Source organism: Leifsonia xyli subsp. cynodontis DSM 46306, assembly GCF_000470775.1.
Taxonomy (GTDB): domain Bacteria; phylum Actinomycetota; class Actinomycetes; order Actinomycetales; family Microbacteriaceae; genus Leifsonia; species Leifsonia cynodontis.
Map to the genome: position 1 here is coordinate 1,701,418 of NC_022438.1, position 23,107 is coordinate 1,724,524.

Sequence of the window (23,107 nt, forward strand, 5' to 3'; positions counted from 1 at the left end):
CTCCGGGGCGCCATGACAGCCAGAGGGCCGATCACCATCTGGTACTCGAACAACGAGCAGGAGGTGCAGTGGGGCAAGGCGATGGTCGCCTCCTGGAACTCCGCGCACCCCGACGAGCAGATCAAAGCGCAGGAGGTGCCGGCGGGAAAGAGCACCGAAGAGGTCATCGGCGCCGCGATCACCGCGGGCACGACGCCATGCCTGGTGTTCAACAATCTCCCGGCGGCGACCGGCCAGTGGCAGAAACAGGGCGGCCTGGTCGACCTGTCGGCGTTCCCGGACGGCGCCCAGTACATCCAGGAGCGCAGCGGCAAGGCGGCCGACCAATTACAAGTCCGCCGACGCAGGCTTCTACCAGCTGCCGTGGAAGCAGAACCCGGTGATGATCTTCTACAACAAGGACCTCTTCGCCAAGGCCGGCCTCGACGCGGACAACCCGGACCTGTCGACCTACGAGACATTCCTCACAGCCGCGCAGAAGATCGTGTCCTCCGGCGCCGCCCCCTACGCCATCCATCCCGCGCCCACGAGCGAGTTCTTCCAGCCGAACTTCGACTACCTGCCGCTGCTGGCCGCCCAGACCGGCGGCAAGACGTTCATCGAGAACGGCAAGTCGACGCTCACCAGCCAGGATTCGCTGGATGTGGCGAACTTCTGGAAGACCCTCTACAGCGACGGTCTCGCCGGCAAGGAGCAGTACCAGGGCGACGCCTTCGCCGACGGCAAGGCCGCGATGGCGATCGTCGGCCCGTGGGCCATCGCCTACTACGGCGACAAGGTCCAGTGGGGCTCGGTGCCGGTCCCGACCAAGGACGGCAAGCCGGCCGACCAGGTCTACACCTTCCCGGACGCCAAGAACATCGGGATGTACAGCTCCTGCAAAAACCAGGCGACAGCCTGGGATGTGCTGAAGTTCGCCACCAGCAAGGAGCAGGACGGCAAGCTTTTGGACATGACCGGCCAGATGCCCATCCGCACGGACCTCTCCACCGACTACGCGGACTACTTCAGCTCGCACCCGGCCTATAAGGAGTTCGGCGACCAGAGCGCCCGCACGACCGAAGACCCGACCGGCGTCAACACGATCGCGCAGCTCCAGGCGCTGCGCGACGCGTACAGCAAAGCCGTGATCAACGGCAACGGCTCCGTCGAAGATGCCTTCCAGACCGCGTCCGGAACGATCGACAAACTGCAGGCGCAGAAGTAATGAGCGCGGTCACCGCTCCTCCGGCCGCGGGCGCAGAGCCCGCGGCCGGGCGGCCGCCGGGACGGCGCCGGCGCCCTCTGGTGCAGCGCGTCCTCGGCCGCAACCCGCTCGGGTGGCTGTTCGGCGCGCCCTACCTCGCGTTCGTGCTCGTCATCTCCGCCTACCCTCTCGGGTACGCGATCTACATCTCTTTCTTCGACTATTTCTTCGCGGCTCCCGGCGCGAACGTCACCCAGCCGTTCATCGGCGTCGGCAACTACGTGCAGGTCTTCACCGACTCGGCGGTCCTGCAATCGTTCCTCAACGTCGGGGTCTTCCTGATCATCAACGTGCCGCTGACGGTGCTGCTCTCTCTCGTCCTGGCGAGCGGGCTGAACAGCATCACGCGGTTCCGGACGTTCCTGCGCGTCAGCTACTACGTGCCCTATGTCACTGCGAGCGTCGCCATCATCGGTGTGTGGCTGTTCCTGTTCAGCGGCGGCGGGCTGGTCAACCAGATCCTCGGGCCGCTCGCACCGGACCCGTCCTGGTTCGTCAACCCGGTGCTCGCCATGCCGACCATCGCGATCTACGTGACGTGGAAGCAACTGGGCCTCTACATCCTGCTCTACCTGGCGGCGCTGCAGAACGTGCCGCGGGAGCTGTACGAGTCGGCCGCGACCGACGGCGGCGGCAGGGTGCGGCAGTTCTTCTCGGTCACGGTGCCGGGCGTCCGGCCGGCGACCGTGCTCGTGCTGCTGTCGACCATCACCGGCGCGAATCTGTTCACCGAGCCGTATCTGCTGACGGGCGGCGGCGGACCGGACGGCAAATCGACCACGCCGGTGCTGCTCATCTACCAGCAGGGCATCCAGCAGGGGCATCCGGGATACGCGGCGGCGATCGGCGTCGTGCTCGTGGTCCTGGTGCTCGTCATCGGCTGGCTGCAGAACCGTTTCGCAGGAGGACGAGACTGATGGCGACCACGACATCCCGACGGCGCAGAGACCTCTCCGCCGCACGCGGGCTCACCCGCGGTCAGGCCGTGCTGCAGGGGATCGTGCTGACGCTCGGCGCCATCGCTTTCCTGTTCCCCTTCTACTACATGCTGGTCGGCTCACTGCAGGCGTCGCCGGACACGACGGTCGCGGGCGCCTTCCCCGACCCGTCGAATCTCACGCTGCAGAACTACGCGGCGATCGACTCCCGGATCAACCTCTGGTCGGGGCTCGCCAACTCGGGCATCTTCACCGGAGGCGTGCTGCTCTGCACGGTCGTGTTCGGCGTCCTGGCCGGCTACGCCCTGTCCATCCTGCGCTGGCGCGGTCGCGGCGTCATGTTCGCGCTCGCGCTGCTGGTGCAGACGATCCCGTTCCAGCTGCTGATGATCCCGCTCTACGTGCTCATCGCGCGCAACTACGGGCTCGCCGACAACTACCTGGGCATGATCCTGCCGTTCGCGATCAACTCGGCGGCGGTGCTCATCTTCCGGCAGTACTTCCTCCAACTGCCCCGCGAGCTGTTCGACGCGGCACGGGTGGATGGCGCGGGCAAGTTCACCCTGCTCTGGCGGGTCGCGCTGCCGCTCGTCCGGCCTGCGCTCGTCACCGTCGTGCTGCTGACGTTCATCGGCCCGTGGAACGAGTTCCTGTGGCCGTTCCTGATCACCAAAGAAGCGAGCATGCAACCGCTGGCCGTGTCGCTCGCGAACTACATCAGCACGGTGGCCGCTTCCACCAGCAACCCGTACGGCGCCATCCTGGCCGGCGCGGTCGTCCTCGCGGCGCCTGTCGTCGTGCTGTTCATCGTTTTCCAGCGCTACTTCACCTCGACCGATATCGGCTCGTCCGTCAAGGGCTGAGCCACGCCCACACCCAAGGAGACACCCGTGGACCCCGTCGTCCCGCACGCGCTGCGCGAGAGCTATCTCGCCGCGCTCGACCACAGCAACGCCCTCACCGACCGCATCTCGACCGACCAGTTCTCGGCGAGCTACGAGAGCCGTCCGGACTGGGTCATCGGCCCGTTCGAGCGGGACGAGTCGCTCACTTTCCGCCTCGACGGCCAGTGGGAGGACCCCACCGGCGCCGGCTGGACGAGCGAGGCGATCTTCAACCCCACCGTCATCGAACGCGGCGACGAGCTGCACCTGTTCTACGGGCGTCCCCGCGCAAGGAGTCCACCGCGTCCCGGATCGGTCACGCCGTCCACCGTGACGGCCGGTGGCGGGACGACAGCGCCAATCCGGTGATCTTCCCCACATTCGCGAACGAGACGCTCGGCCGCGAGGACCCGAAAGTCTACGAGGCCGACGGACGCTACGTGCTCTTCTACAACGCGATCTGGCGCACCGAGACCGGGGCGATCGCATGCGACATCATGTGCGGCGTCTCCGACGACCTCGAGACCTGGGAGAAGCGCGGGCTTGTCGTGCCCCACAGGCGTGTCGCAGCTGTGGGCGAAGGGCGCTGTGGTGCCCCGGGACGCCGCCGGCCGCGCCGTCCGCATCGGTGGTGACTACCTGATGTTCCCCTCCGAGGGCTGCGGCGGCCGGCCGATGGTCGGTCGCTCCTCCGACCTCCTCAGCTGGCAGTTCTCCGAACAGCCCTACCTCGATCTCTCCGCTCTGTCCGGCTCGCTGTTCGAGGTAGCGTGCGCGGCCGTGGCCGGCGAGGAGCTCCTGCTCGATTTCTTCTGCGCTGACAAAGACGGCGACTTCGCGGCGGCCCAGGCGCGCTATTCGGTGGCCGCACCGTTCACGCAGCTCGACATCCACCGCGGCGGCTCGCTCGCCTGGGGCGGGCTGCAGACGCTCGGCGGTCGCTGGTCGTTCGCCCAGGGCTGGGACGCCCCGGCGGGCGAGCGCGAACTCTACTTCTACAAGGAGGTCGCCCGTGACGTTCCCCTACCGTCTGACCCGCGCTGGCGTTGTGATGACGCCCGCGCCCGGCGACCCGCTCGAGGCCGAAGGGGTGCTGAACCCCGCCTCCGGACGCGGACCGGACGGCGAGCTGTATCTGCTCCCCCGGCTGGTGGCGGCCGGCAATGTCTCGCGGGTGGGGCCCGCCCGTGTGAGCGTCGAAGACGGCGTTCCGACCGGGGTCACCCGCGACGGCGTCGTCCTCGAACCCGATCGCGAGTTCGAGCGGGGCCGCAGCAACGCGGGCGTCGAAGACCCGCGGGTGACCGCTCTCCCGGCGCTCGGGCTCCATGTGATGACGTATGTCACGTACGGTCCGCTCGGACCGCGCACGGCGGTCGCCGTCTCGACGGATCTGCGCACCTGGGAACGGCTCGGCCCGGTGTCGTATGACTACGACGATGCGCTCGGGGCCGACCTGAACCTGTTCACCAACAAAGACGCCGTGTTCTTCCCCGAACCGGTCGCCGCGCCGGACGGCACGCCGAGCGTCGCCGTTCTGCATCGGCCGGTGTGGGACCTCGGCGATATCCGAGCGGGCGAGGGCGCGCATCCGCCCGCAGCCCTGCCCGAGAAGCGGCCGAGCATCTGGATCGCGTTCATCCCGCTGGAAGCGGTGCTCGCCGACCGGCGCGAGCTCACCCGGTGGCGGCAGAACCGCTTCCTGACCGGCCCGGAGTTTCCGTTCGAGGATCTGAAGATCGGCGCGGGACCGGCCCCGATCCGCGTGCCGGAGGGCTGGCTGCTGCTCCACCACGGCGTGACCGGACGGCTCGAGACCGGTGTCGCCCAGCAGCAGAACGTCAACTACGCAGCCGGGGCGATGATCCTCGACGCCGACGAACCCTGGCGGGTCGTCGACCGGACGACCGAACCGCTGCTGGCGGCCGAGACCGAGGACGAACGCAGCGGTATCGTCCCGAACGTGGTTTTCCCCACCGCGATCGAGCGTGTGGACGGCCGGGACTGGGTGTTCTACGGAATGGCCGACTACAAGATCGGCGTCGCCCTGCTGTCCCGCGTCGCCGGGTCGCCGACATGACACAGACGGTGAAGCCGCACCGTCCGCGGAGACGGTGCGAGAGAGCGCGGCGTCTCAGCCGGTCACCGCGATGACCTCGCCGGTCGCCGCCGAGAGCCGGGCGGCCGCCGCCACCTGGAGGGTGCGCACACCGACCGCGCCGTCCGGCCGGGCGGCGCGTCCACTGCGCACAGCGTCCAGGAACTCCGCGAGCATCGCCGCGTCCAGGTCGTCGCCGGTGGGCTCCCACACCGCCCCGGCCTCCGTCTGCCCGCCGACATGCTGCGCGAACGGGGCGATGGTCACAGAGCCGCGCGTCCCGGTCACTTGCAGCGTCAGGCCGCCCCAGACCGCGGCCGAGTCAGGGACGCTCCACGAGCAGTCCACCGATGCGATCACACCGCCCGGATAGGTGGCCGTCACCAGTCCGCCGGTCTCGACCGCGGCCTCGGGGTGCAGGATGCGGTTCGAGACCGCATGCACACTCTCCGGCAGCGCGCCGAGCAGTTCGTCCAGAAGGTCGACGCAGTGTACGACATGGTCGATCAGCGCGCCGCCTCCGGCCAGCGCCGGGTCGGTGAACCACGCCCGGTCGGCCGGCAGCTTCCCGTTGTTGGTCCCTGTGACCGCCTGGACGCTCCCCAGCTGCCCCGAACGCACCCGGGCCAGCAGATCGGTGAACGCCGGCGCGAACCGAAACGGGTACGCGGTCATGAGCGTCACCTCCGCCGCGGCCGCCGCCGCGACCATGGCGCGCGCGTCGTCCACCGTCGTCGCGAGCGGCTTCTCGCACAGGATGTGCGCGCCGGTGGCGGCGGCGAGCTCCACGAGCTCGCGGTGCCGTGCGTTCTCCGCGGTCACGATCACGGCGTCCGGGGCCCAAGCGAGCGCTTCCTCGTAGGTCTCGACATAAGGGACCCCGAGCGCCCCGGCCAGCTCGGCCCCGCGCGGGGCCGCGTCCGGCGCGGAAGCGCCGTCGGGGTCCGCCGCGATGAGCTCGATGTCGGGCCGAGCGCTCAGGATGCGGCAATAGCCGATCGCGTGCGTGTGCGCGAACGACAGCACCGCGACTTTCAGGGACCGTTTCCCGATCATGCTCTCTCCCTCGTCCATCAGCGCACCGCCTCCGCGACCGCGAACTCCGCCGCGTCCACGGGAGCGCCCGTCCGCAGCGACTGCATCGCCGCTTCCGCGATCGCCAGCGCCCGCACTCCGTCCTCGGGCGTCACCCGCGCTTGGCCGCCGGAGGCGATCGCGGCGAGGTAGCCGCGCAGTTGGGCGGTGTACGGGCTCTCTGCGTGCGCCGGCGGCGGCAGGTAGCCGTCCGCATCGCGGGCGTAGGGGATGTCGACCCGGCTGGGCGCGTCGGCCTGCGAGTCGATCGCGAGCGTCCCGGTCGAACCGGCCACATCCGCACTCGTGCGGAACGCCTGCCCGCTCGCCCCCCAGGTGCCCTGCACATGGCTGATCGCGCCGTTCGCGTGTGTCAGCACCACCTGGGCCGTGACCGCGTGCGGTTCCGTCCCATCCCGGCTCGCCGCGCTCCGCACCGCGTAGACGCGCGTGATATCGCCCGCGAGCCACAGCGCCTGGTCGAAGTCGTGGATCATCTGGTCGAGCACGATCCCGCCGCCCGCGGCCTCGTCGTGGAACCACGATCCGGCCCGGGGCGCCTCGCCGCTGCGGACGAAGCGCAGGACGGCCGGCTCCCCGATCCGCCCGGCTCGCACTTGCCGGTGCAGTTCCGCGTACTCCGGGAAGTACCGCACGACGTGCGCCGGGAAGAGCCGGACGCCGGCCTCCCGGGCCGCCGCCACAACCATGAGCGCCTCCGCGGCCGTCCCGGCGAGCGGCTTCTCGCAGATGACGTGCTTGCCCGCGGCGATCGCCGCGAGGGCCAGCGGTCCATGGCTGCTGGTCGGAGTGACGATATCGACGATGTCGCAGGCGGCGAGCAGCGCGTCCCTGCTCTCGGCCACGGCGAAACCGTACGCTTCGGCGAGCGCCTCCGCGCCGTCGAGAGAGTGGACTGTCACGCTGGCTCCGAGCGCGCGCCAGCCATTGGCGTGTACGCGCGAGATGCCGCCGGCCCCGAGGAGGCCGACTCGAAGGGGGTTCACGTCAAAAAGCCTTTCGTAGGTTGTCACTTCATGCCGGAGAACGCGATGCCGTCGATGACACGCCGCTGCATGAAGAGGAAGAGGAGGAGCACGGGAGCCATCGCGAGCAGACTCGCCGCGAGGAGCAGCGGGTAGTCGGGGATGGAGCGCTGGCTGGTCAGGGTGGCGATCCCGGGCGCGAGCGGCATCTGCGTGGAGTCGGTGGCGACGATGAGCGGCCACAGCAGGTCGTTCCACGAGGCGAGCACCGTGATGATCGCGAGAGCGGAGAGGCCCGGCTTCGCGAGCGGGAGCATGACTTTCCAGAACACCTGGAAGTGGTTCGCCCCGTCCAGCCGCGCCGCCTCGGACAGCTCGTCCGGCAGGCCCAGGAAGAACTGCCGCATCAGGAAAGTGCCGAACGCGCTGAAGATGCCGGGAGCTGCGATGCCGGCGATGGTGTTCAGCCAGCCGAGGCCCTGCACGATCTGGTACTGGGGCAGCAGGTAGACCTGCGGCGGCACCATCAGGATGGCTAGCACCAGCGCGAAGATGGTCCGTTTGAGGGGGAAGTCCATCCGCGCGAAGGCGTAGCCCGCCATTGAGCACAGGAGGAGCTGCCCGACCGTGCGGATCACCGTCACTGCGGTGGAGACCCACAGCTGGTCGAGGAAAGGGAGCTGGCCGAACACCTTCGCGAAGTTCTCCACGTGCAGCGTGCCCGGCCAGAAGGTCGGCGGCACGCTCGTCACCTGGGCGTTGGTCGCCAGCGACATGACGATCTGCCACACGAACGGGAAGACCATCAGCAGCGAGGCGACGATCAGCACGAGGTGCGTCACCCGGTTGACCAGGCGCGAGATTCTATACATAGTTCACCCACCTCTTCTGCATCCGGAACTGAAGGATCGTGAACGCGGCGACCGCGGCGATGAGCTCGCGATGGCCGGAGACGATCAGCGGCGAGCCGAACCGCTCCGCGGCCCGCTCGCGGGCGGTCTCGCTCGGGTCGGCGACGGCGACGATCGCGCCGTCTCCCAATTCGACCGCGTGCAGCGCGATCCCCGACCGGGCTCCCGCGCCGATCACCGCAAGGCGCAGTGGTCGTCTCCGTGTCATGACGCCATCCCTTCGTGCGTGCTGTGGCGGCCCGTTCCGGAACCGTCGTGCGCCTCTCCCGCGACCGGGCGGCTCAGCCGGGTCGCGAGCAGGGGCGAGCCCGCCACATCGATCTCCGGCTCCGGCAGCCCGCGGGTCGGGAAGAGCCGTTGCATCGTCTCGGCGGCCGCCAGCACAAGGGCCCCCAGCACGACCGACTCGGCGCCCAGCTCCGATTGGACGATCGACGGACGGATGGGCAGGCTGATCTCCCGCATCACCGCCGCTCTCAACGGCCCGAGCAGCGTCTCACCGGCGCGCGACAGACCGCCGCCGACCACGACCACATCCGGATCGACCGCCATCGTGACCGTCGCGACACCGGCGGCGAGGCCGCCGACGAAGCGCTCGATCTCCTCCCGCGCCCGCTGGTCCCCGCCGGCCGCGAGCCGGAAGACCTCTTCGGCTGTCGCCGCCGTCTCCCAGCGGAGCTGGCCGGACTCGTCCACCTGCATCGAGAAGACGATCTCGCCGATCTCGCCCGCCGCGCTGTGCCGGCCGCGGCGCAGCTTGCCGTCGATGATGAGCCCCATCGAAATCCGGTGCCCGGCGAAGAAATAGGCGACATCGTCCACGAGCCGCGCCGCGCCCATCCGGTGCTCGGCCAGGGCCGCGAGCCGCATGTCGTTCTCGATAGCGACAGAGCAGCCGAACTCGTCGCGCAGGTGCCCGGCGATGTCCACGCCCTCCCAATCGGGAAAGTTCCGGGAGACGACGAGCCGGCCGTCCGTACCGACCATCCCGGAGACCGCCACCGCCATCCCGGAGCGCTGCTGCAGTCGTCGGAGGTCGAGTCCCGCGGCGGCGAAGCAGTCCCGCACGGCGTCTTTCACCCCGGCGAGCCGGTCCGCTCCCCCGAACGTGCCGTCCACGTCGCGCTCGTGCCAGCCGACCACCCGGCCGTCGAGCTCCGCCACGACGACGCGGACGCGGTGGATTCCGACATCGACACCGACCAGATAGCCCGCGTCGGCCACGAACTCGAAGATCCGGGCCGGCCGGCCCGCACCGCGTCCGCCCGGGGTGTGCTCATCGACCATCCCGATCAGCCCCTCCTCCCGGAGGAACGGCAGCACCGTCTCCACCGTGGGGCGGGAGAGCCCGGTGCGCTCGGCCAGCCGGGCGACCGTGGCCCGCCCTCCGTCCCGCAGGGCGACCGCGACGCGCGCCACACTGGCGTTCATCTGTCGCGCCTCGCTCGCACCGGACACCATCGGGACCTCATTCTGTCCTTTACAAAGAAAAAGACTTCTCTAATGGGCTGGGCACAGTAGAGCACGGAAGGAAGACAACGGTCAAGTATGTGTGCATTACAAGCAAGACCACTTGCGTAGTAGACGAGAGAGAGTCCGGCCCGGCCGTCGCGGCGCGTGTCGCCCTTGTCCCCGCCCTACGCTCGGCGCAAGAGGTGCGCCAAGGCGGACCGACGAGAAAGGTGCGCTCCATGCGATTCATCCGGCCCCCGGCCCGCCCGGCGCCGAGCACCCCCGCGCCCGCCGATGCGGTCTCCCGCGACGACGCGCCACTCATCAAGCGCAGTCCGCTCCTGTTCGGCTACTTGCTCACCCTCGGCGTACTCGGCGCCGTGGTCACCGGCGCGATGCTCTACGGCCTGCGCTCGATCATCTTCTCCGTGTTCCTCGCGATGTTCGCGACCGTCGGCCTCGATCCGCTGGTCCGATGGTTCCAGCGGCGAGGGATGAAGCGGGCGTGGGCGATCGTGACGGTCATCCTGCTGATCGTCGCCGTCCTGGTCGCGATCGTCTGGGTGGTCGTCCCACTCATCGTCGAGCAAATCGGCTTCCTCAGCACGGTCGTCCCGCACGAGATCGCGAGGCTGCGCTCAGAAGCGCTGGTTCGACAGTGCGAACGCCACGAGCAACGGTGTCCTCGGCCAGACGCTCAGCTGGATCGCAGACCAGGCGAAGAACCCGCAGACTTGGGCCAGCGTCGGCAGCGGTCTCCTCGGGCTGGGACTTTCGGTGCTGAACGCCTTCGCCACCGGCTTCTTCATCACCATCCTGACGATCTACTTCATCGCCTCCTACGACACGACCAAGCAGTCGCTGTACCGTCTGATCAGCCACTCCCACCGGGAACAGTTCGAGAGCTACGCCGAGCGCATCCTGAAGAACTTCGACAAGTACCTGAGCGGGATGGTCGCCCTCGCCTTCTTCAACGCCGTCTACAGCCTCCTCCTGCTTCTCGCCACGGGCGTCCCCGGCGCTTTCCTCATCGCCCTGGCCGCCTTCTTCATCACTCTCATCCCGCTCATCGGAACAGTACTGACCACCATCGCCATGTCGGCGCTGGCCTTCATCCACTCCCCGGTCAGCGGCATCGTCGTTCTGGTGCTGATGCTGATCTACATGCAGCTTGAGGCATACATCATGACGCCCCGGTGATGGGCAAGGCCGTGCAGGTCCCGGGTTCCATCGTGCTCATCTCGGCCCTCGCCGGCTCGACGCTGTTCGGCCTGCCCGGAGCGCTCGTCGCCATCCCGACCTCGGCGGGCGTCATCCTCATCATCAAAGAGGTCGTCATGCCGAGGAAAGAACGGACCTAGAAACGGCGGACGAAGTCCCGAGCGGCTGTCAGGACGTCGCGAGGCCGGGAAAAGCCGCGACGCCGCCCAAGCAGACATTCCTCGTTCGCTCGACGGAGCGCATCTCCATCCGCCGGTTGATGTGAGCTGTCTTCGATCGCTCTACGCTCGTCGGTATGAACTCGCACATCGCTCGCTCGCAGCGTTGGCCATCGGCGGCGGCGCCATCGTCCTCCTCTCCGGCTGCGGATCGCCCGATCTCAACGACTCCCTGAAGGAGCGGGGGAACGGCCACACTCTTCAGCGATCATTCAGCACCGGGGAAGCCGGCGCGAAAGCCGCAGCCGAGACCGGCAAAGGGACTCCGAGCTGGGTTCCAGCCGGGGCCAAAGACATCTTCCTGGCGATGCGGACCACCGGCGACGAGCGGATCATGACGATGGCGGCCACCGCCGCGATGCTCCCGGCAGGCTCCTGCCAGGACTGGCATGCGACGCAGAGGCCCGCCCGCCCGGAGGCCACCGTCCAGAGCAGCGACGAAAACAGCGACGAGCAGAAGCTGACCTGGCGGAACGCACCGACCATCAAGGCCGACTGGTGGCCCACCACCGAGCCCGCTTTCACGAAGCTCTGCGATTCCGTGTGGTGGGTGGGAGAACAGGATGGGAAGCTGTTCGCGTTCTCGCCCGAACTCACGAAGGTCACCATCGAAACACAGCCCGAGACGTACACACGCGACCACAGGGACGACTCTCGGCCCACGGATGAGGCACACGCCGAATGAGCGAACGCGCCGCCACACGAAGGCGTCGCATCCGCGATTCGACCGGGTCGCCCCTCTGGTCACGCCTCGGGCCGGTGTGTATGGTGCGGTTCCATGGTGAAAAGGCACTGGCGCGGGGCACTCTTACGCACAGAACTGCATCCTTCCACCGAACGAGTGCCTGCGCGCGAGAAACTGCTGGACGCGGCGGGTGTCCACTCGGGGTTCTTCGAAGCGGCCCTGGTGCCGAGGCGTCTGGAGAACGGCATGTTCGTCGTGACCGTCTACATTGACGGTTGGGAGGTCGGGGCCGTGCTTCCGACGAGCACGACCGACGCGGAGGTCGTTCGTGCGGCCACGTCCTCCCGTGTGAACATCGGCCGGGTCTTCCTCAAACGAGATTGGTCCTCCGACGCGCGCGCAGTGCTCAGACTCGGACGGCCCGGGCGATGATCCGTCCCCTTCGTCGCCGTTGGTCACCGGAACGACGGCGTTGAACTGCAGCCTCGTCAGAATCAATCGGCCAAGGCCCTCGATGCTACAGCAGCGCTCGAAGAGTCATTCGGGAAACCGCGAGCAAGAGCGGATTTTCTCCGAAAAGTCACCAGGCAAACAAGAAGGCCTGGTCAGATTTAAATATGACCAGGCTTTTTGCTGGTGTTCCCCAGGGGCTCGAAGCCTTCAGCCGACAGATGCGCGAACAGCTGGGAAATCTTCTTCTGGGTGATCTTCTCATCGGCGAGATATGGGCGGGGTAAAGCTCCTTCCCGAAGCTGTCAGGCTCAGCGTCGAACGTCGATGGTGACATTGTGGTTACAAGGGTCGGTTCTCTTCTTCCTGCTCATGGGTTTCCCTTTCTGTAGGACCGCAAGATCACGCAGATCTAGCCCCGAATCGCAGTTGCCGGGTCTTTCCGAGATGCAGATAGTGCAGGAATCAACGCGCTCAAGAACCCTGCGGCGACACCGCTTATCATTGCGGCTGGCACCAAATAAGGCGGGAGTATTTGTGGCCATCCTTGCACCACGGAAACAGTTATCACTGCGGCGGTTCCCAGAAAACCTCCAAGCGCCCCGCCGATCACGCCAATAATCATTCCCTCAGCAAGGAAAAGCCTTCCAACTGCCGCCCGGCTTGTCCCTATAGCTCTTCTTAATGCGATTTCAGCTGTCCGAGACTGAACCGAGAGATACATCGTCGCACTTGCGCTAATGGACACAAGAACCAGCACAACAATCGCTAGCATCCCGACAAAAGCCCCGAGATCATTGCTCACACCGTGTCTCAGATCCCTGAGATCGGCAACAGTTTCAATCGAAAACTGGCCAGGGTTTGATGGATCCATCGCAAGAGGAAGCGCCTCCGCCACGGCAGAAGGAAAGCCCTCCTGAGTTCTGACAATCAGCATAACTTGCAGTTCGCTGGATGCGGCAACTACGTCAGGTGAGACAATCACAGTTCGGTTGAGGTGTGGCGCTCGTTCGAGGGAGTGTAAGCTACCGGTCACTTCAACGCGTTGCTGGCCTATCCATAGAGAAGAACCCGGCCCTGGCTGAGGCACACCCAGCTTGTTTGAAACCTCTTCTACAACCCAGGCGACGTTTCTGACGGCAGAATCGTTGATTGAGCTGAAGCTTTTTGAAATGAGCCTGTCAGTTGAGCCGACAACATCAAGGTAGTTTGACGATGTAGCCATAAGGAACAGTTCGGAGGTATTCTCCTGGCTGCGGTCGTCGTAAAATCTTGAGATCCCGACTGACTTTGCTGGCGCACGCGCTTCATATGCGACCGAGTCAACATAAGCCACTGATGAAGCACGCTCAACCCAGCCTTCAAGCTTTTCGTAACCGTCACCGAGCAGATCGCCATCTGCTGGCAGAAAAACACGTACCTCATCAAGTGCAGCTTCAGAAAGACGAGCCGACACTTGAGCCGCTGCGCTTTCGCTCACACCGATTGCACTAACCACTCCCGCGATGCCAAGAGTAAAAGCGGGCACGAGGAGAGAAGCGCGTCCAATTTTCTGGGTAAGCGCAGAAAACGCATCCGCCAAATCATCAAGCAGACGCTCTTTGCTCACAACGAATTTTCGAGATGTGGCACGTGATTCAGCATAGGTATCTCGATCCAGAGAGCAAGCATTTGCTTGCAGATCAGTCTCATCTGACTCGATGCGTCCATCAACGATTCTGATCCGCCTGGGAATTGTGGCTGCAATCTCAGCATCATGCGTCACGAGGATCACCGTGACCCCTTGAGCGTTCAACTCACGCAGGTGCTCCATGACAAGAGAAGCATTTTTCGAATCCAAGTTGCCGGCCGGCTCGTCCGCTAGAATTACCGAAGGTACCGTTGCGATCGCTCTAGCAATTGCAAGTCGCTGACGCTCCCCACCTGACAACAACCTCGACAGAGTTTCAGTCTTCTGACCAAGTCCAAGCTTACGAACAGCTATCTCGGCCAAGCGACCGCGTTCACGAATCGGCATCCCCTGTATGCGAAGACCCAATGCCGCGTTTTCAAGGGTCGGAGCATCTCCAAGGACGAACGAGGATTGAAAAACAAACCCAAGCTCACGAGAACGCAACATATTGCGTTGGCTCTCTGACAAGGAATTGACCTTGACACCCTTGAGAAATACTCGCCGCCATCAATTCGATCGAGCATTCCAAGCATGTTAAGCAGTGTGCTCTTCCCCGCGCCTGATGGACCGGTGACGGCGATGAACTCACCCTGCTGCACGACGAAAGACACCTTCTTCACACCAACGGAGCCGTCATCGGCAAAGGAGCGCGTTACGTCACGAAACTCAATGAGAGCAGTGGTCTCTCTGCTTCCGACGAGATCACTACGGCCTCGCTCCTTCGTTCGTTTCGTCATGGGGATACTCGAACATTGTCTCCGACAGCAATCTTGCCTTCTTCAAGAAGGCTCCAGCCTCCGCCGCTGCTGAGCACCTTGACCGGTACCCGATCAGAATCAGGTTTCTGGTCACCTGTCAGTTTTCGGCACACATATGTTCCCGTGTTATCTTCAAGGATTGCAACCGTAGGAACAGCAAGCCCTTTTTCTCCGAACCGGGACCGAAAACCCTGATCTTCTCACCAATGTTTAGCGGAGTATTCGTGTCGACCGGAGCTAGATAAATTGACTTGCCTGGCTTTTTTCTTCTCCCGATTCTTTTTTGTCCGAACTGGACGTATTGGCTACATTCGTTACTGCTACGGCAGTCAGTTCGCCGTTCACTTGAGCACGGAGTTCAGTTCCAACTGTCAATTCTCGAATCAACGTTGAGTTGGCGTTCAGGGCGAGGAAAGGGGCGCCGGAACTTACCGTTAACAGCGGATTGTCCTTTCCAAGCAAGGAGCCAACTTTTGGAACACTCAGAACAGCTGCTGGCATAGCCTCTACGCTCACAAATTGAGCAGTCGAGATGAGGCTCCAGGAGTGCCCTTCGACGCCATTTGCCTTATACATCGCGGCAACAGCGTTGAACAGCATTCGTCCGACGACGCCATCTTCTCCGGCCTGGTAGCCAGACATATTCAGCGCGTTTTGCAACATTTTAACGTCATCACCTTTGTCGCCTGCTGCTAAATCGCGATACGGTGCTAACGATCCGGGAAGAGCAAAATAGGGAAATCCTCCGATGACACCAATAAGTGCGCCGGGTTGCAACGCGTCACCAGGCGATACTGCCATTCGGACAACCATCTTTTCATTGACTGCCTGTGGTGTCATCGTTACGCTGATTGGTTCTTGAACCTCGGCGACATAGACAATTCGAGAATCTGCGCGTACGCGGACTCCGGCACGGCGAACATAGACGTCTATTTTTTGTTGCGCTTGCTCGATCACCACTCGGTCTGGCGGGGTTGTGAATCGACCCGCGACAAAGGAGGCGCCAATCAGTGCCAATACGCTGAAGCCAACAGCAAAGAGTGTTCCTCTTCGGCGCACTCTTTGCAGAGAGCTCCCACTCTTTGGACTGGTTTCGCCACCATCTGCTGTCATAGATGAATCATCCGTGCGTCGCACTATACTCTCTGGCGGCGGCGAGCCTGCTCTGTTTGAGTTCCTTGAACTCATTGATTGCCGCCTGGTTCTGCCTAATGAGCGGCAACTGGTACTGAGCAACAAGATCCGCAAGCTTTTGAGTTAGGCGAGTTTCGTCATTGCACTTTGCCTCAATGACTGCGAGTCGAACAACCTCATCGCTCTGCAAGTCTTCTTGATCAAGAAAGCTCTTGGACTCAACCGAGACCCAGTCATTTTCCCCCGGAGACGGAGCCAGGCCCTTTGTCTTCAGACAGGCTCCCCATGTTTCTTTTGCTTTCTGCCAGGCTTCGTCTTCCTGCGCGGCGAGCAGTGCCTCGGTGCGAATCCTGGGCACAAGGGAGTCTGTCAGTTCATCTTGTGGAGGCTGAAACGCCTGAACCGCTGGCTTGGCTTTTGACAAGTCCGCACACGCAATTTCAGCCTCATCCCAGTTCGCCCCGCCTTCCTCTCTATCAAAGTCAAAAGCCTCTTGGACTTTGCTCGGCTCATTATCGAAACCGAACTTTTCGGCGTTGTCCTCGAACCACAATCCAAAATCTCTGTCATCCGGAAGCCTGTTTTCCTTCATTGTTCCGGAGTACGGGAGCCCTTTCTCGTTCATGCATTGAGCAATGTCCAGATAGAGAGCGCGATTGACTGTTGCCATGTCCTCGGGCGTATCGAAGAGATCGTACTCGGACAAAGGGGTAATGATCTGTCCGGTGCTGCGATCGAGGCTGGCGGTCGCGCTAGGGTCCTTGGTGATCTTCCCTAGGTGTGCTGCTCAGGGACGTTGGTTGAGGTGTGACGCGATAGATGGGTGAGGACCTCCCGGTCGAGAGTGGGGCTGTCTAGTTTCCCTGCACTCGATGACTTAGGAGGTCCTCGTGACCCACGCTAATGCTGCTTTGACTCCTCGCGAATGCCTCCGCCTGGCCCGCCAAGTCGTCGACGACGGCTGGTCCGTTGCTGCGGCGGCGACCTACTTCCGAGTGTCCTGACGCACCGCGGACCGATGGGCTCGTCGTTACGTGGAGATGGGCGAGGCGGGAATGCTGGACCGTTCGTCACGGCCGCATCACAGCCCGAACAAGACCCCGCGAAGACTGGTCCGCAAGGTCGTGCATCTGCGGTGGAAGAAGCGGCTGGGACCAGTCGGTATCGGCGCCCAGCTCGGCATGCCCGCCTCGACCGTTCACACGGTCCTCTCCCGGTGCCGGATCAATCGGCCCAGCCACGTCGACGTCCGCACCGGCGAACCCGCCCGCCGCTACGAGCACGAGCATCCCGGATCGATGATCCACGTCGACATCAAGAAACTCGGCAACATCCCCGACGGTGGCGGCTGGCGCTACGTCGGACGTCTCCAGGGAGAGCGGAACAAGGCCATCACCGCGAAGCGGACCGGGAAACACGGGATCACCGGCGACATGATCACCGGCACAGCGTTCGTTCATACCGTCATCGACGATCACTCCCGTGTCGCTTACGCCGAGATCCACGACGACGAAACCGCCGCCACTGCAATCGCTGTTCTGCGTCGAGCGGTCGGCTGGTTCGCCAGCCGTGGCGTCACCGTCGAACAGGTGCTCTCCGACAACGGCTCCGCATACCGCTCATACGCCTGGCGCGACGCTTGCGCCGAGCTCAGCATCCAACCGAAACGCACCCGGCCCTACCATCCGCAGACGAACGGCAAGATCGAACGCTTCCACCGCACCCTCGCCGACGGCTGGGCATACGCCCGGCACTACAACTCCGAATCAGCCCGCCGCAACGCACTCCCGGCCTGGCTGCACTCCTACAATCACCACAGGCCCCACACCGCCATCGGCAGCCAGCCACCCATCAGCAGATTGACCAACGTCCCTGAGAAACACACCTAGAGCCCGGGGCCCGAGCGGCCGGCCCCGGTCGCCGGCCGGGCTCGACGGCCCGCCGGCGGAGGTCTCCCATCGTGCGACGAAGCGGAGCGGGAGAAGCCGCTGTCAGTCGGTCAGCGACCGCACATAGTCCGCGTGCTCGGACATCCACTTCTCCACGATCCGGTCGTAGCCCCGAGCGTCGGCGCCGCTGTTGAACAACGCATTCTCGAGAGAGGAGAGCAGTGCGGCGGAGACGAGGACGAGCGCGAGGGTGTCCATCGCGTTCGCCCACTGGTCGACGCTGGCGATGAGGAGCAGCCCGGCCACCGTCCCCGCACCGAAGACCCAGCCGCGCAGCCACACGCCGAGGATCGCGAAGAGGAGGATGACGCCCCAGAGCGGCGGGGTCTGCAGAGGCCAGTCCACCCCGGCGTAGAGGCCGGCGAAGACAGCGCGGACGGCATCGAACAGGCCGCCGAGGGCGACGGTCACGACATCGACGGCGCGGGAAGCCACATCGCCGAGCGGGAGACGGAGGCTCATGCGCTCGCCCTCACAGTCCCGGCGGACTCTCTCAGGGCCAGGGTCATCGCATCCGCGGAGACGGTCGCGGGCGGCTCGACCACGACCGGGATCTCGGTGGTGTCGCTCGTCACGTTGCCGAGGGCCGCGAGCAGGGTGACACGCGGGATGACGCCGAGCAGGCGATGGCGCTCGTCCACCACCGCCAGCGGCAGAGCGCTGCCGACGGACGGCTCGACCAGCTCGCTGAGCGCCTCGTCGCGGGAGACGGAGGCGATGTCGCTGTCGATCGCCTCCGTGAGGTCCCCGCGCCCTTCGCGGACCTGGCGCATCACGTCGTGGTCGCGGACGGCCCCGAGCAGGGTCCAGCCCTGCCCGACGACGAACGCGGCCGAAGTCTGCAGGTCGCGCATGGTGCGCATGGCCACGCGGGGTCCGCCTGCGACGGTCACGAGAGAGCGTGCGGGCTCCATGACGCTCGCGGCGGTGAGCACACGGGCACGGTCGACGTCCTGGACGAAGCTGGCGACGTAATCGTTCGCCGGGTCGGTCAGGATCTCCTCCGGCGTCCCGGTCTGGACGATGCGGCCCGCGCGCATGACGGCGATGCGATCGCCGAGGAGCATCGCCTCGTTGAGGTCGTGGGTGATGAAGACGATCGTCTTGCCGAGCTTGGCCTGGAGTTCGAGCAACTGCTCCTGCATCTCGCGCCGGATGAGCGGGTCGAGCGCCGAGAACGCCTCGTCCATCAGCAGGACGTCGGTGTCGGCGGCGAGCGCACGGCCGAGGCCGACACGCTGCTGCATCCCACCGGAGAGCTCGCCGAGGAGCTTGCCGCCACAGCCGCCGAGACCGACGAGCTCGAGGACCTCTTCGGCCTTCTCGCGACGGGCCGCGACGTGTACGCCTTTGACCTCGAGGCCGAAGGCGATGTTGTCGAGGACAGTGCGGTGCGGCATCAGGGCGAAGTGCTGGAAGACCATCGAGATATGGCGCTGCCGCACCTCCCGGAGTCGCTTGCCGGCCAGGCCGGTGATCGTGGTGCCCATGACGGCCACCTCTCCCGCTGTCGGCTCCAGCAGACCGTTCAGCAGGCGGATGAGGGTGGACTTGCCCGAACCGGACAGGCCCATGACGACGAAGATCTCCCCGCGCCGGACGGCCAGCGACGCGTCGATGACGGCGGCCGTTCCGAGCGCCGTCACCTCCGCGCGCTTCGCGCCCTCGCGCAGGCGCCGGACGGCCTCGGTGGGCTTGCGTCCGAACACCTTGAACACCTTCGTCGCCTCGACGGCGATGGATTCGCTCACTTGTTCTCCGCGGCGCGCGCGGGACGGCACGCGCTCAGTGGTTGCGCCCGGGTCGACGGCGTGCGGCGGAGAGAACAGGACTCCAGCACGGGCTCTCCGCGCGAATCCCTACGCAGGCACGACCATCGGGGTGCGCCCACGCCGGCAGACCGTACGTTCCGGGCCGGGCCACGGATGCGGCCGCACGGCCCGGCTCGCGGGCTGGGTTCGGGGCCCCGGACGCTGCCTGGCGGCATCCCGGGACGCCTTCGACGCTATCAGCCCTCAGGCAACGATCGCGAATCGAGGGGCGGGCACCGGGAGGGGCTCAGTCAGGGCGAGCACACGACCGGCGAGCACACGACCGAGGGCACCAGCGTCGAGGGAGTGTCAGGCGCCGGCCTTCGTAAGGACGTCCTCCAGCGCGACCCACGGCAGCATCGCGCACTTCACGCGCGTCACGTACTCCGAGACGCCGGCAAGCGCCACAGCGTCCCCGAGCACCTCCTCATCGCCGTCCAGCGTGCCCTTCGACTGCATCAGCTCGCGGAACGCGGCGACCGCCCTGCGCAGCTCGGCCGGGTCGGCATCCTGGACGAGGTCGCTCAGCAGCGACGCCGACGCGGTGGAGATGGAACAGCCGTGACCTTCCCAGCTGATCGCGTGGATGCGTCCGCCAGTCCCCCGATGCACGGCGAGCGTGACCTCGTCGCCGCAGGTCGGGTTGTACTGGTGCGACCGCGCGGCGTCGCCCTCGCGGAGACCGAACCCGTGCTTCTCGCGGGCGTGGTCGAGGATGACCTGCTGGTAGAGGCTCTGCAGATCGCTCATGACTCGATCACTCCGAAGAAAGCACGGGCGTCGGCGACAGCAGCGACCGCCGCGTCCACCTCGTCCGCCGTGTTGTAAAGGTAGGTGCTGATGCGGGTGGAGGCCGTGACGGCGAACCGGCGATGCAGCGGCTGCGCGCAGTGGTGGCCGACGCGCACCGCGATGCCCCGGTCGTCGAGGAAGTGCCCGACATCGTGCGCGTGGATGCCATCCACTACGAAACTCACGAGCCCGACGCGGGAGGTCCCCGGGCCGGGGCCGAGGACGCGCACGCCGTCGAGCTCCCCGAGCCCGGCGAGCAGGCGCGCGCCGAGCGCTTCCTCGTGGGAAGCGATGGCCGCCATCCCGACCGCGTCGAGGTAGTCGACGGCGCTCGCGAGGGCGACCGCCTGGGAGACAGGCTGCGTGCCCGCCTCGAAGCGCTGCGGCGCGGGAAGGTATTCGGCCCCGTCCAGTGTCACGGTCGTGATCATGGATCCCCCGGTGCGGAACGGCGGGAGGGCGTCGAGGAGCTCCTGGCGGCCGTAGAGCGCGCCGACCCCGGTGGGACCGAGCATCTTGTGGCCGGAGAAGACGGCGAAGTCGACCTCCAGAGCCGGGAAGGCGACGGGGAGGTGCGGAACGGACTGACAGGCGTCCAGGACGACGAGCGCTCCGTGCTCGTGGGCGAGAGCGACCAGCTCGGCCACCGGCGCGACCGTGCCGAGGACGTTCGAGACGTGGGCGAAAGCGACGACGCGGGTACGCGGACCGATCAGCTCGGCGGCCTGGTCGAGGCGGAGGCTGCCGTCGTCGGTGAGGCCGATGACCCGGAGGGTCGCGCCCGTGCGGGCAGCGAGCTCCTGCCAAGGGATGAGGTTGGCGTGGTGCTCGGCCTCGGTCACGACCAGCTCGTCGCCCGGACCGAGACGGAAGCGCCCGGAGGCCAGTCCGCCCCGTCCGAGAGAAGCGTTCGACATCCCGTACGCCAGGAGGTTGATGCCCTCGGTGGCGTTGGACGTCCAGACGAGTTCGTCCGGCCGCGCCCCGACGAAGCCGGCGACGCGCGCGCGGGCCTTCTCGAACAACTCGGTCGCCTCGCCCGCGACGGTGTGGGCGCCGCGATGCACGGCCGAGGTGTGCCTTTCGGCGAAGGCTCGTTCGGCCTCCAGCACCTGCCGCGGCTTCTGCGCCGTGGCGCCGGAGTCGAGGTAGACGAAGGGATGCCCGTTCACCTCGCGGTCGAAGACGGGGAAGTCCGCGCGGAGCCGGAACGGGTCGAGAGTGTCGGTGCGCATACGACTTCTAACACTACTCGGGCCTCCTGCAATACCGCCGTGCGCTGAAGTCACCGCAAGTGGTGCGCGATCCGCAAGCGTGACAGGGGCGAACTCGGCGTGCCGTCCGCCGAGCGGGGAAAGCCCGCATCCGAGCGCAGCCGATTAGGCTCGGAGCATGGTCGAACGGACGAACGGCTCCCCCTGGTTCTTCGTAGGCGGCGTCCTGCTCGTTGTGGCGGGGTTCGCCGGGCCGTTGCTGGTCGATGCGCTGACCGGGGATATGCAGTGGGCGGTCCGCGGCCTGGGGGTGCTCGCAGCGATCGGCGGCGGCGTTCTCCTCGGCTTCGGGCTGAGACGACGGCGCGGTCGCTGACCCGCCTACATGCATGCTGTACTATTCTTCATTTCAGGCGTAGCTTCCAGATGTGAGTTTCCGTCTGTTTCTCATGGTGACAGCCGTTGTCACCGCGGCCGCTGTGGGTCTCGCCGTCGCGGTGCCGAGCGGTTCCGCCGACGCGGCCACGACCGGTCTCTGGGCGGGCTGGGGAACCACGGGACCGAAGAGTTTCACGGTTCAGGTCGCGAGCACTCCGCCGATGGCCGCAACGGTCACGACCGACTCCCGTCAGGGGCAGATCGGGGTGATCTCCGGGACGTCCGTCTGGCTCGCCGCGGGTACGCCGCCGGGCGCGAAATACGGTTCCAGCCAGGGGCACCCCTACCTGAACCTCCGCCCCAAGGCCGACACCCCGACCGCGCCCTCCACCACCACCTATTCGTTCGCCGCGCCGACGCCGACATCCGGCTGGGCTTTCGTGCTGGGCGACATCGACGCAGACCAGGTGACCGTGCGCGCCGTCGGCCCGAACGGCGTTCCTCTGACGACGGCGCAACTCGGCTACCGCGGCGGCTTCAACTACTGCGCGCCGGGCATACCCGCTAAGCCGTCATGCACCGGCGACCCGGACGACATCCCCACCTGGAACCCGGCCACCCAGACGCTCGTCGGCAATGCCGAGGGCATCGACACCAGCGGAAGCGCCGGCTGGTTCGAGCCGAGCGCGCCCATCACGTCTCTCACCTTCCATCTACGCCCAGCGCAAAGGCTTCCCCGTTTACCAGACCTGGTTCGCCTCCCTCGCCCGCAGCCTGACAGGGACGGTCACGGCGTCCTCCGGCTCCCCCGCAGGCTCGATCGTCATTCTCCATGATGCGAACGGCGCCGTCGTGGCGCAGGCGACCGTCGGGGCGGACGGCGCCTACTCTTTCCCGGCCGTGCAGGCCAGCGCAGGCTACACCGTCTCGGTCACACCGGCATCCGGGATGATCGCGGCCGGCCCGGCCACCAAGCCCGCCGACCTCTCGGCATCGGATGCCGTGGTCGATTTCTCCATCCGCCCGATCGTCCCCGTCGCCATCGGCGGCACCGTCCGGGACACGAACGGCGTTCCCGTCGCGGGGGCGACCGTCGAGCTCGATGCCGGCGCCACGCTGACCACCGGCCCCGACGGAACCTACCTGTTCGACGAGGCCGCCGTCGGCCCGCACACGGTGACCGTGACCGCTCCCCCCGGGCTATGAAGCGGTCACCGGCGCGCAGACGGTCACCGT

The 23,107-nt window shown here is 66.0% G+C and carries 25 protein-coding genes and 3 pseudogenes; 15 read left to right on the top strand and 13 right to left on the bottom strand.

The features are described 5' to 3' along the window. Positions 1 to 214: 214 nt before the first annotated feature. The 6 genes from O159_RS08155 (at position 215) to O159_RS08175 (ending at position 5,148) form a co-directional block, all read left to right on the top strand. Positions 215 to 1,207, top strand: a complete 993-nt coding sequence (locus O159_RS08155) for an extracellular solute-binding protein (protein ID WP_330216845.1) — start codon at positions 215 to 217, stop codon at positions 1,205 to 1,207. Continuing rightward, entirely contained in the window at positions 1,207 to 2,163 is a 957-nt protein-coding gene (locus O159_RS08160) for a carbohydrate ABC transporter permease (RefSeq protein ID WP_021755311.1), read from the top strand. The genes O159_RS08155 and O159_RS08160 overlap by 1 nt, the downstream gene beginning before the upstream one ends. Continuing rightward, on the top strand, positions 2,163 to 3,047 hold the full coding sequence (locus O159_RS08165; RefSeq protein ID WP_021755312.1) for a carbohydrate ABC transporter permease: 885 nt from the start codon (positions 2,163 to 2,165) through the stop codon (positions 3,045 to 3,047). Before O159_RS08160 ends, O159_RS08165 begins: the two co-directional genes overlap by 1 nt. 27 nt (positions 3,048 to 3,074) lie before the next feature. Next, entirely contained in the window at positions 3,075 to 3,437 is a 363-nt protein-coding gene (locus O159_RS15740; RefSeq protein WP_021755313.1) for a hypothetical protein, read from the top strand. Next, the gene (locus tag O159_RS15745) at positions 3,434 to 3,703 is read left to right on the top strand and encodes a glycoside hydrolase family protein (RefSeq protein ID WP_021755314.1); all 270 of its coding nucleotides are present in this window, start codon (positions 3,434 to 3,436) and stop codon (positions 3,701 to 3,703) included. Before O159_RS15740 ends, O159_RS15745 begins: the two co-directional genes overlap by 4 nt. Positions 3,704 to 4,119: 416 nt before the next feature. Then, a complete protein-coding gene (locus O159_RS08175) occupies positions 4,120 to 5,148 on the top strand; it encodes a glycoside hydrolase family 130 protein (RefSeq protein ID WP_043993649.1) in 1,029 nt (342 codons plus the stop codon). A 54-nt stretch (positions 5,149 to 5,202) separates the two neighbouring features. Here the strand turns inward: O159_RS08175 and O159_RS08180 are convergent, their stop codons facing one another. Genes O159_RS08180 through O159_RS08200 form a run of 5 tightly spaced genes read right to left on the bottom strand, consistent with a single transcriptional unit; the run spans position 5,203 to position 9,568 of the window. Then, positions 5,203 to 6,222, bottom strand: coding sequence for a Gfo/Idh/MocA family protein (locus tag O159_RS08180; protein ID WP_043994164.1), 1,020 nt, complete (start codon positions 6,220 to 6,222; stop codon positions 5,203 to 5,205). 17 nt (positions 6,223 to 6,239) lie between these two features. Beyond that, entirely contained in the window at positions 6,240 to 7,247 is a 1,008-nt protein-coding gene (locus O159_RS08185) for a Gfo/Idh/MocA family protein (protein WP_021755317.1), read from the bottom strand. Positions 7,248 to 7,270: 23 nt separating this feature from the next. Then, positions 7,271 to 8,098, bottom strand: a complete 828-nt coding sequence (locus O159_RS08190) for a carbohydrate ABC transporter permease (protein WP_021755318.1) — start codon at positions 8,096 to 8,098, stop codon at positions 7,271 to 7,273. Continuing rightward, on the bottom strand, positions 8,091 to 8,345 hold the full coding sequence (locus tag O159_RS08195) for a Gfo/Idh/MocA family oxidoreductase (RefSeq protein WP_144267608.1): 255 nt from the start codon (positions 8,343 to 8,345) through the stop codon (positions 8,091 to 8,093). Before O159_RS08195 ends, O159_RS08190 begins: the two co-directional genes overlap by 8 nt. Next, on the bottom strand, positions 8,342 to 9,568 hold the full coding sequence (locus O159_RS08200; RefSeq protein ID WP_169725674.1) for an ROK family transcriptional regulator: 1,227 nt from the start codon (positions 9,566 to 9,568) through the stop codon (positions 8,342 to 8,344). Before O159_RS08200 ends, O159_RS08195 begins: the two co-directional genes overlap by 4 nt. Before the next feature lie 416 nt (positions 9,569 to 9,984). On the opposite strand from O159_RS08200, the pseudogene O159_RS16265 reads away from it, so the two are divergent. The 5 genes and pseudogenes from O159_RS16265 to O159_RS08215 all read left to right on the top strand — a co-directional run. Further along, positions 9,985 to 10,164, top strand: a pseudogene (locus O159_RS16265) (AI-2E family transporter); the annotation flags it as partial. 202 nt (positions 10,165 to 10,366) lie between these two features. Next, a complete protein-coding gene (locus tag O159_RS16270) occupies positions 10,367 to 10,789 on the top strand; it encodes an AI-2E family transporter (RefSeq protein WP_269078337.1) in 423 nt (140 codons plus the stop codon). After that, positions 10,789 to 10,950: a hypothetical protein gene (locus tag O159_RS15750; protein WP_236609453.1), complete on the top strand. Its 162-nt coding sequence runs from the start codon at positions 10,789 to 10,791 to the stop codon at positions 10,948 to 10,950. Before O159_RS16270 ends, O159_RS15750 begins: the two co-directional genes overlap by 1 nt. Before the next feature lie 184 nt (positions 10,951 to 11,134). Continuing rightward, a complete protein-coding gene (locus O159_RS08210) occupies positions 11,135 to 11,713 on the top strand; it encodes a hypothetical protein (protein WP_021755322.1) in 579 nt (192 codons plus the stop codon). 156 nt (positions 11,714 to 11,869) lie between these two features. Then, positions 11,870 to 12,145, top strand: coding sequence for a hypothetical protein (locus O159_RS08215; RefSeq protein ID WP_021755323.1), 276 nt, complete (start codon positions 11,870 to 11,872; stop codon positions 12,143 to 12,145). Between the two features lie 430 nt (positions 12,146 to 12,575). Here the strand turns inward: O159_RS08215 and O159_RS16275 are convergent, their stop codons facing one another. The 4 genes and pseudogenes from O159_RS16275 to O159_RS13280 form a co-directional block, all read right to left on the bottom strand. Beyond that, positions 12,576 to 14,282, bottom strand: a complete 1,707-nt coding sequence (locus O159_RS16275; protein WP_144267610.1) for an ABC transporter ATP-binding protein/permease — start codon at positions 14,280 to 14,282, stop codon at positions 12,576 to 12,578. Between the two features lie 62 nt (positions 14,283 to 14,344). Next, positions 14,345 to 14,572: pseudogene (locus tag O159_RS16825) on the bottom strand (ATP-binding cassette domain-containing protein); the annotation flags it as partial. A 258-nt stretch (positions 14,573 to 14,830) separates the two neighbouring features. Further along, entirely contained in the window at positions 14,831 to 15,706 is an 876-nt protein-coding gene (locus O159_RS14050) for a peptidoglycan-binding domain-containing protein (RefSeq protein WP_144267612.1), read from the bottom strand. Between the two features lie 7 nt (positions 15,707 to 15,713). Beyond that, positions 15,714 to 16,433 carry a hypothetical protein gene (locus O159_RS13280; protein ID WP_021755324.1) on the bottom strand — a complete coding sequence of 240 codons (720 nt, stop codon included), beginning with the start codon at positions 16,431 to 16,433 and terminating at the stop codon, positions 15,714 to 15,716. A 184-nt stretch (positions 16,434 to 16,617) separates the two neighbouring features. Here O159_RS13280 and O159_RS08225 point away from each other — a divergent pair. Continuing rightward, positions 16,618 to 17,616, top strand: a pseudogene (locus tag O159_RS08225) (IS481 family transposase). Between the two features lie 102 nt (positions 17,617 to 17,718). On the opposite strand, the gene O159_RS08230 reads toward O159_RS08225, so the two are convergent. The 4 genes from O159_RS08230 to O159_RS08245 form a co-directional block, all read right to left on the bottom strand. Beyond that, entirely contained in the window at positions 17,719 to 18,138 is a 420-nt protein-coding gene (locus O159_RS08230) for an ABC transporter permease (RefSeq protein WP_021755325.1), read from the bottom strand. Beyond that, positions 18,135 to 19,427 carry a quaternary amine ABC transporter ATP-binding protein gene (locus O159_RS08235; RefSeq protein ID WP_021755326.1) on the bottom strand — a complete coding sequence of 431 codons (1,293 nt, stop codon included), beginning with the start codon at positions 19,425 to 19,427 and terminating at the stop codon, positions 18,135 to 18,137. Before O159_RS08235 ends, O159_RS08230 begins: the two co-directional genes overlap by 4 nt. A gap of 369 nt (positions 19,428 to 19,796) precedes the next feature. Then, positions 19,797 to 20,237, bottom strand: coding sequence for a Fe-S cluster assembly sulfur transfer protein SufU (gene sufU / locus O159_RS08240; RefSeq protein ID WP_021755327.1), 441 nt, complete (start codon positions 20,235 to 20,237; stop codon positions 19,797 to 19,799). Further along, a complete protein-coding gene (locus O159_RS08245; RefSeq protein ID WP_021755328.1) occupies positions 20,234 to 21,514 on the bottom strand; it encodes a SufS family cysteine desulfurase in 1,281 nt (426 codons plus the stop codon). The genes sufU and O159_RS08245 overlap by 4 nt, the downstream gene beginning before the upstream one ends. Positions 21,515 to 21,671: 157 nt before the next feature. On the opposite strand from O159_RS08245, the gene O159_RS08250 reads away from it, so the two are divergent. The 3 genes from O159_RS08250 to O159_RS15770 are packed head-to-tail and all read left to right on the top strand — an operon-like array spanning position 21,672 to position 23,077. Further along, positions 21,672 to 21,869, top strand: coding sequence for a hypothetical protein (locus O159_RS08250; RefSeq protein ID WP_021755331.1), 198 nt, complete (start codon positions 21,672 to 21,674; stop codon positions 21,867 to 21,869). Positions 21,870 to 21,921: 52 nt separating this feature from the next. Further along, a complete protein-coding gene (locus O159_RS15765; protein WP_236609454.1) occupies positions 21,922 to 22,707 on the top strand; it encodes a hypothetical protein in 786 nt (261 codons plus the stop codon). Between the two features lie 16 nt (positions 22,708 to 22,723). Further along, complete coding sequence (locus O159_RS15770) at positions 22,724 to 23,077, top strand: carboxypeptidase-like regulatory domain-containing protein (RefSeq protein WP_052323488.1); 354 nt, start codon at positions 22,724 to 22,726, stop codon at positions 23,075 to 23,077. Positions 23,078 to 23,107: the final 30 nt, after the last annotated feature.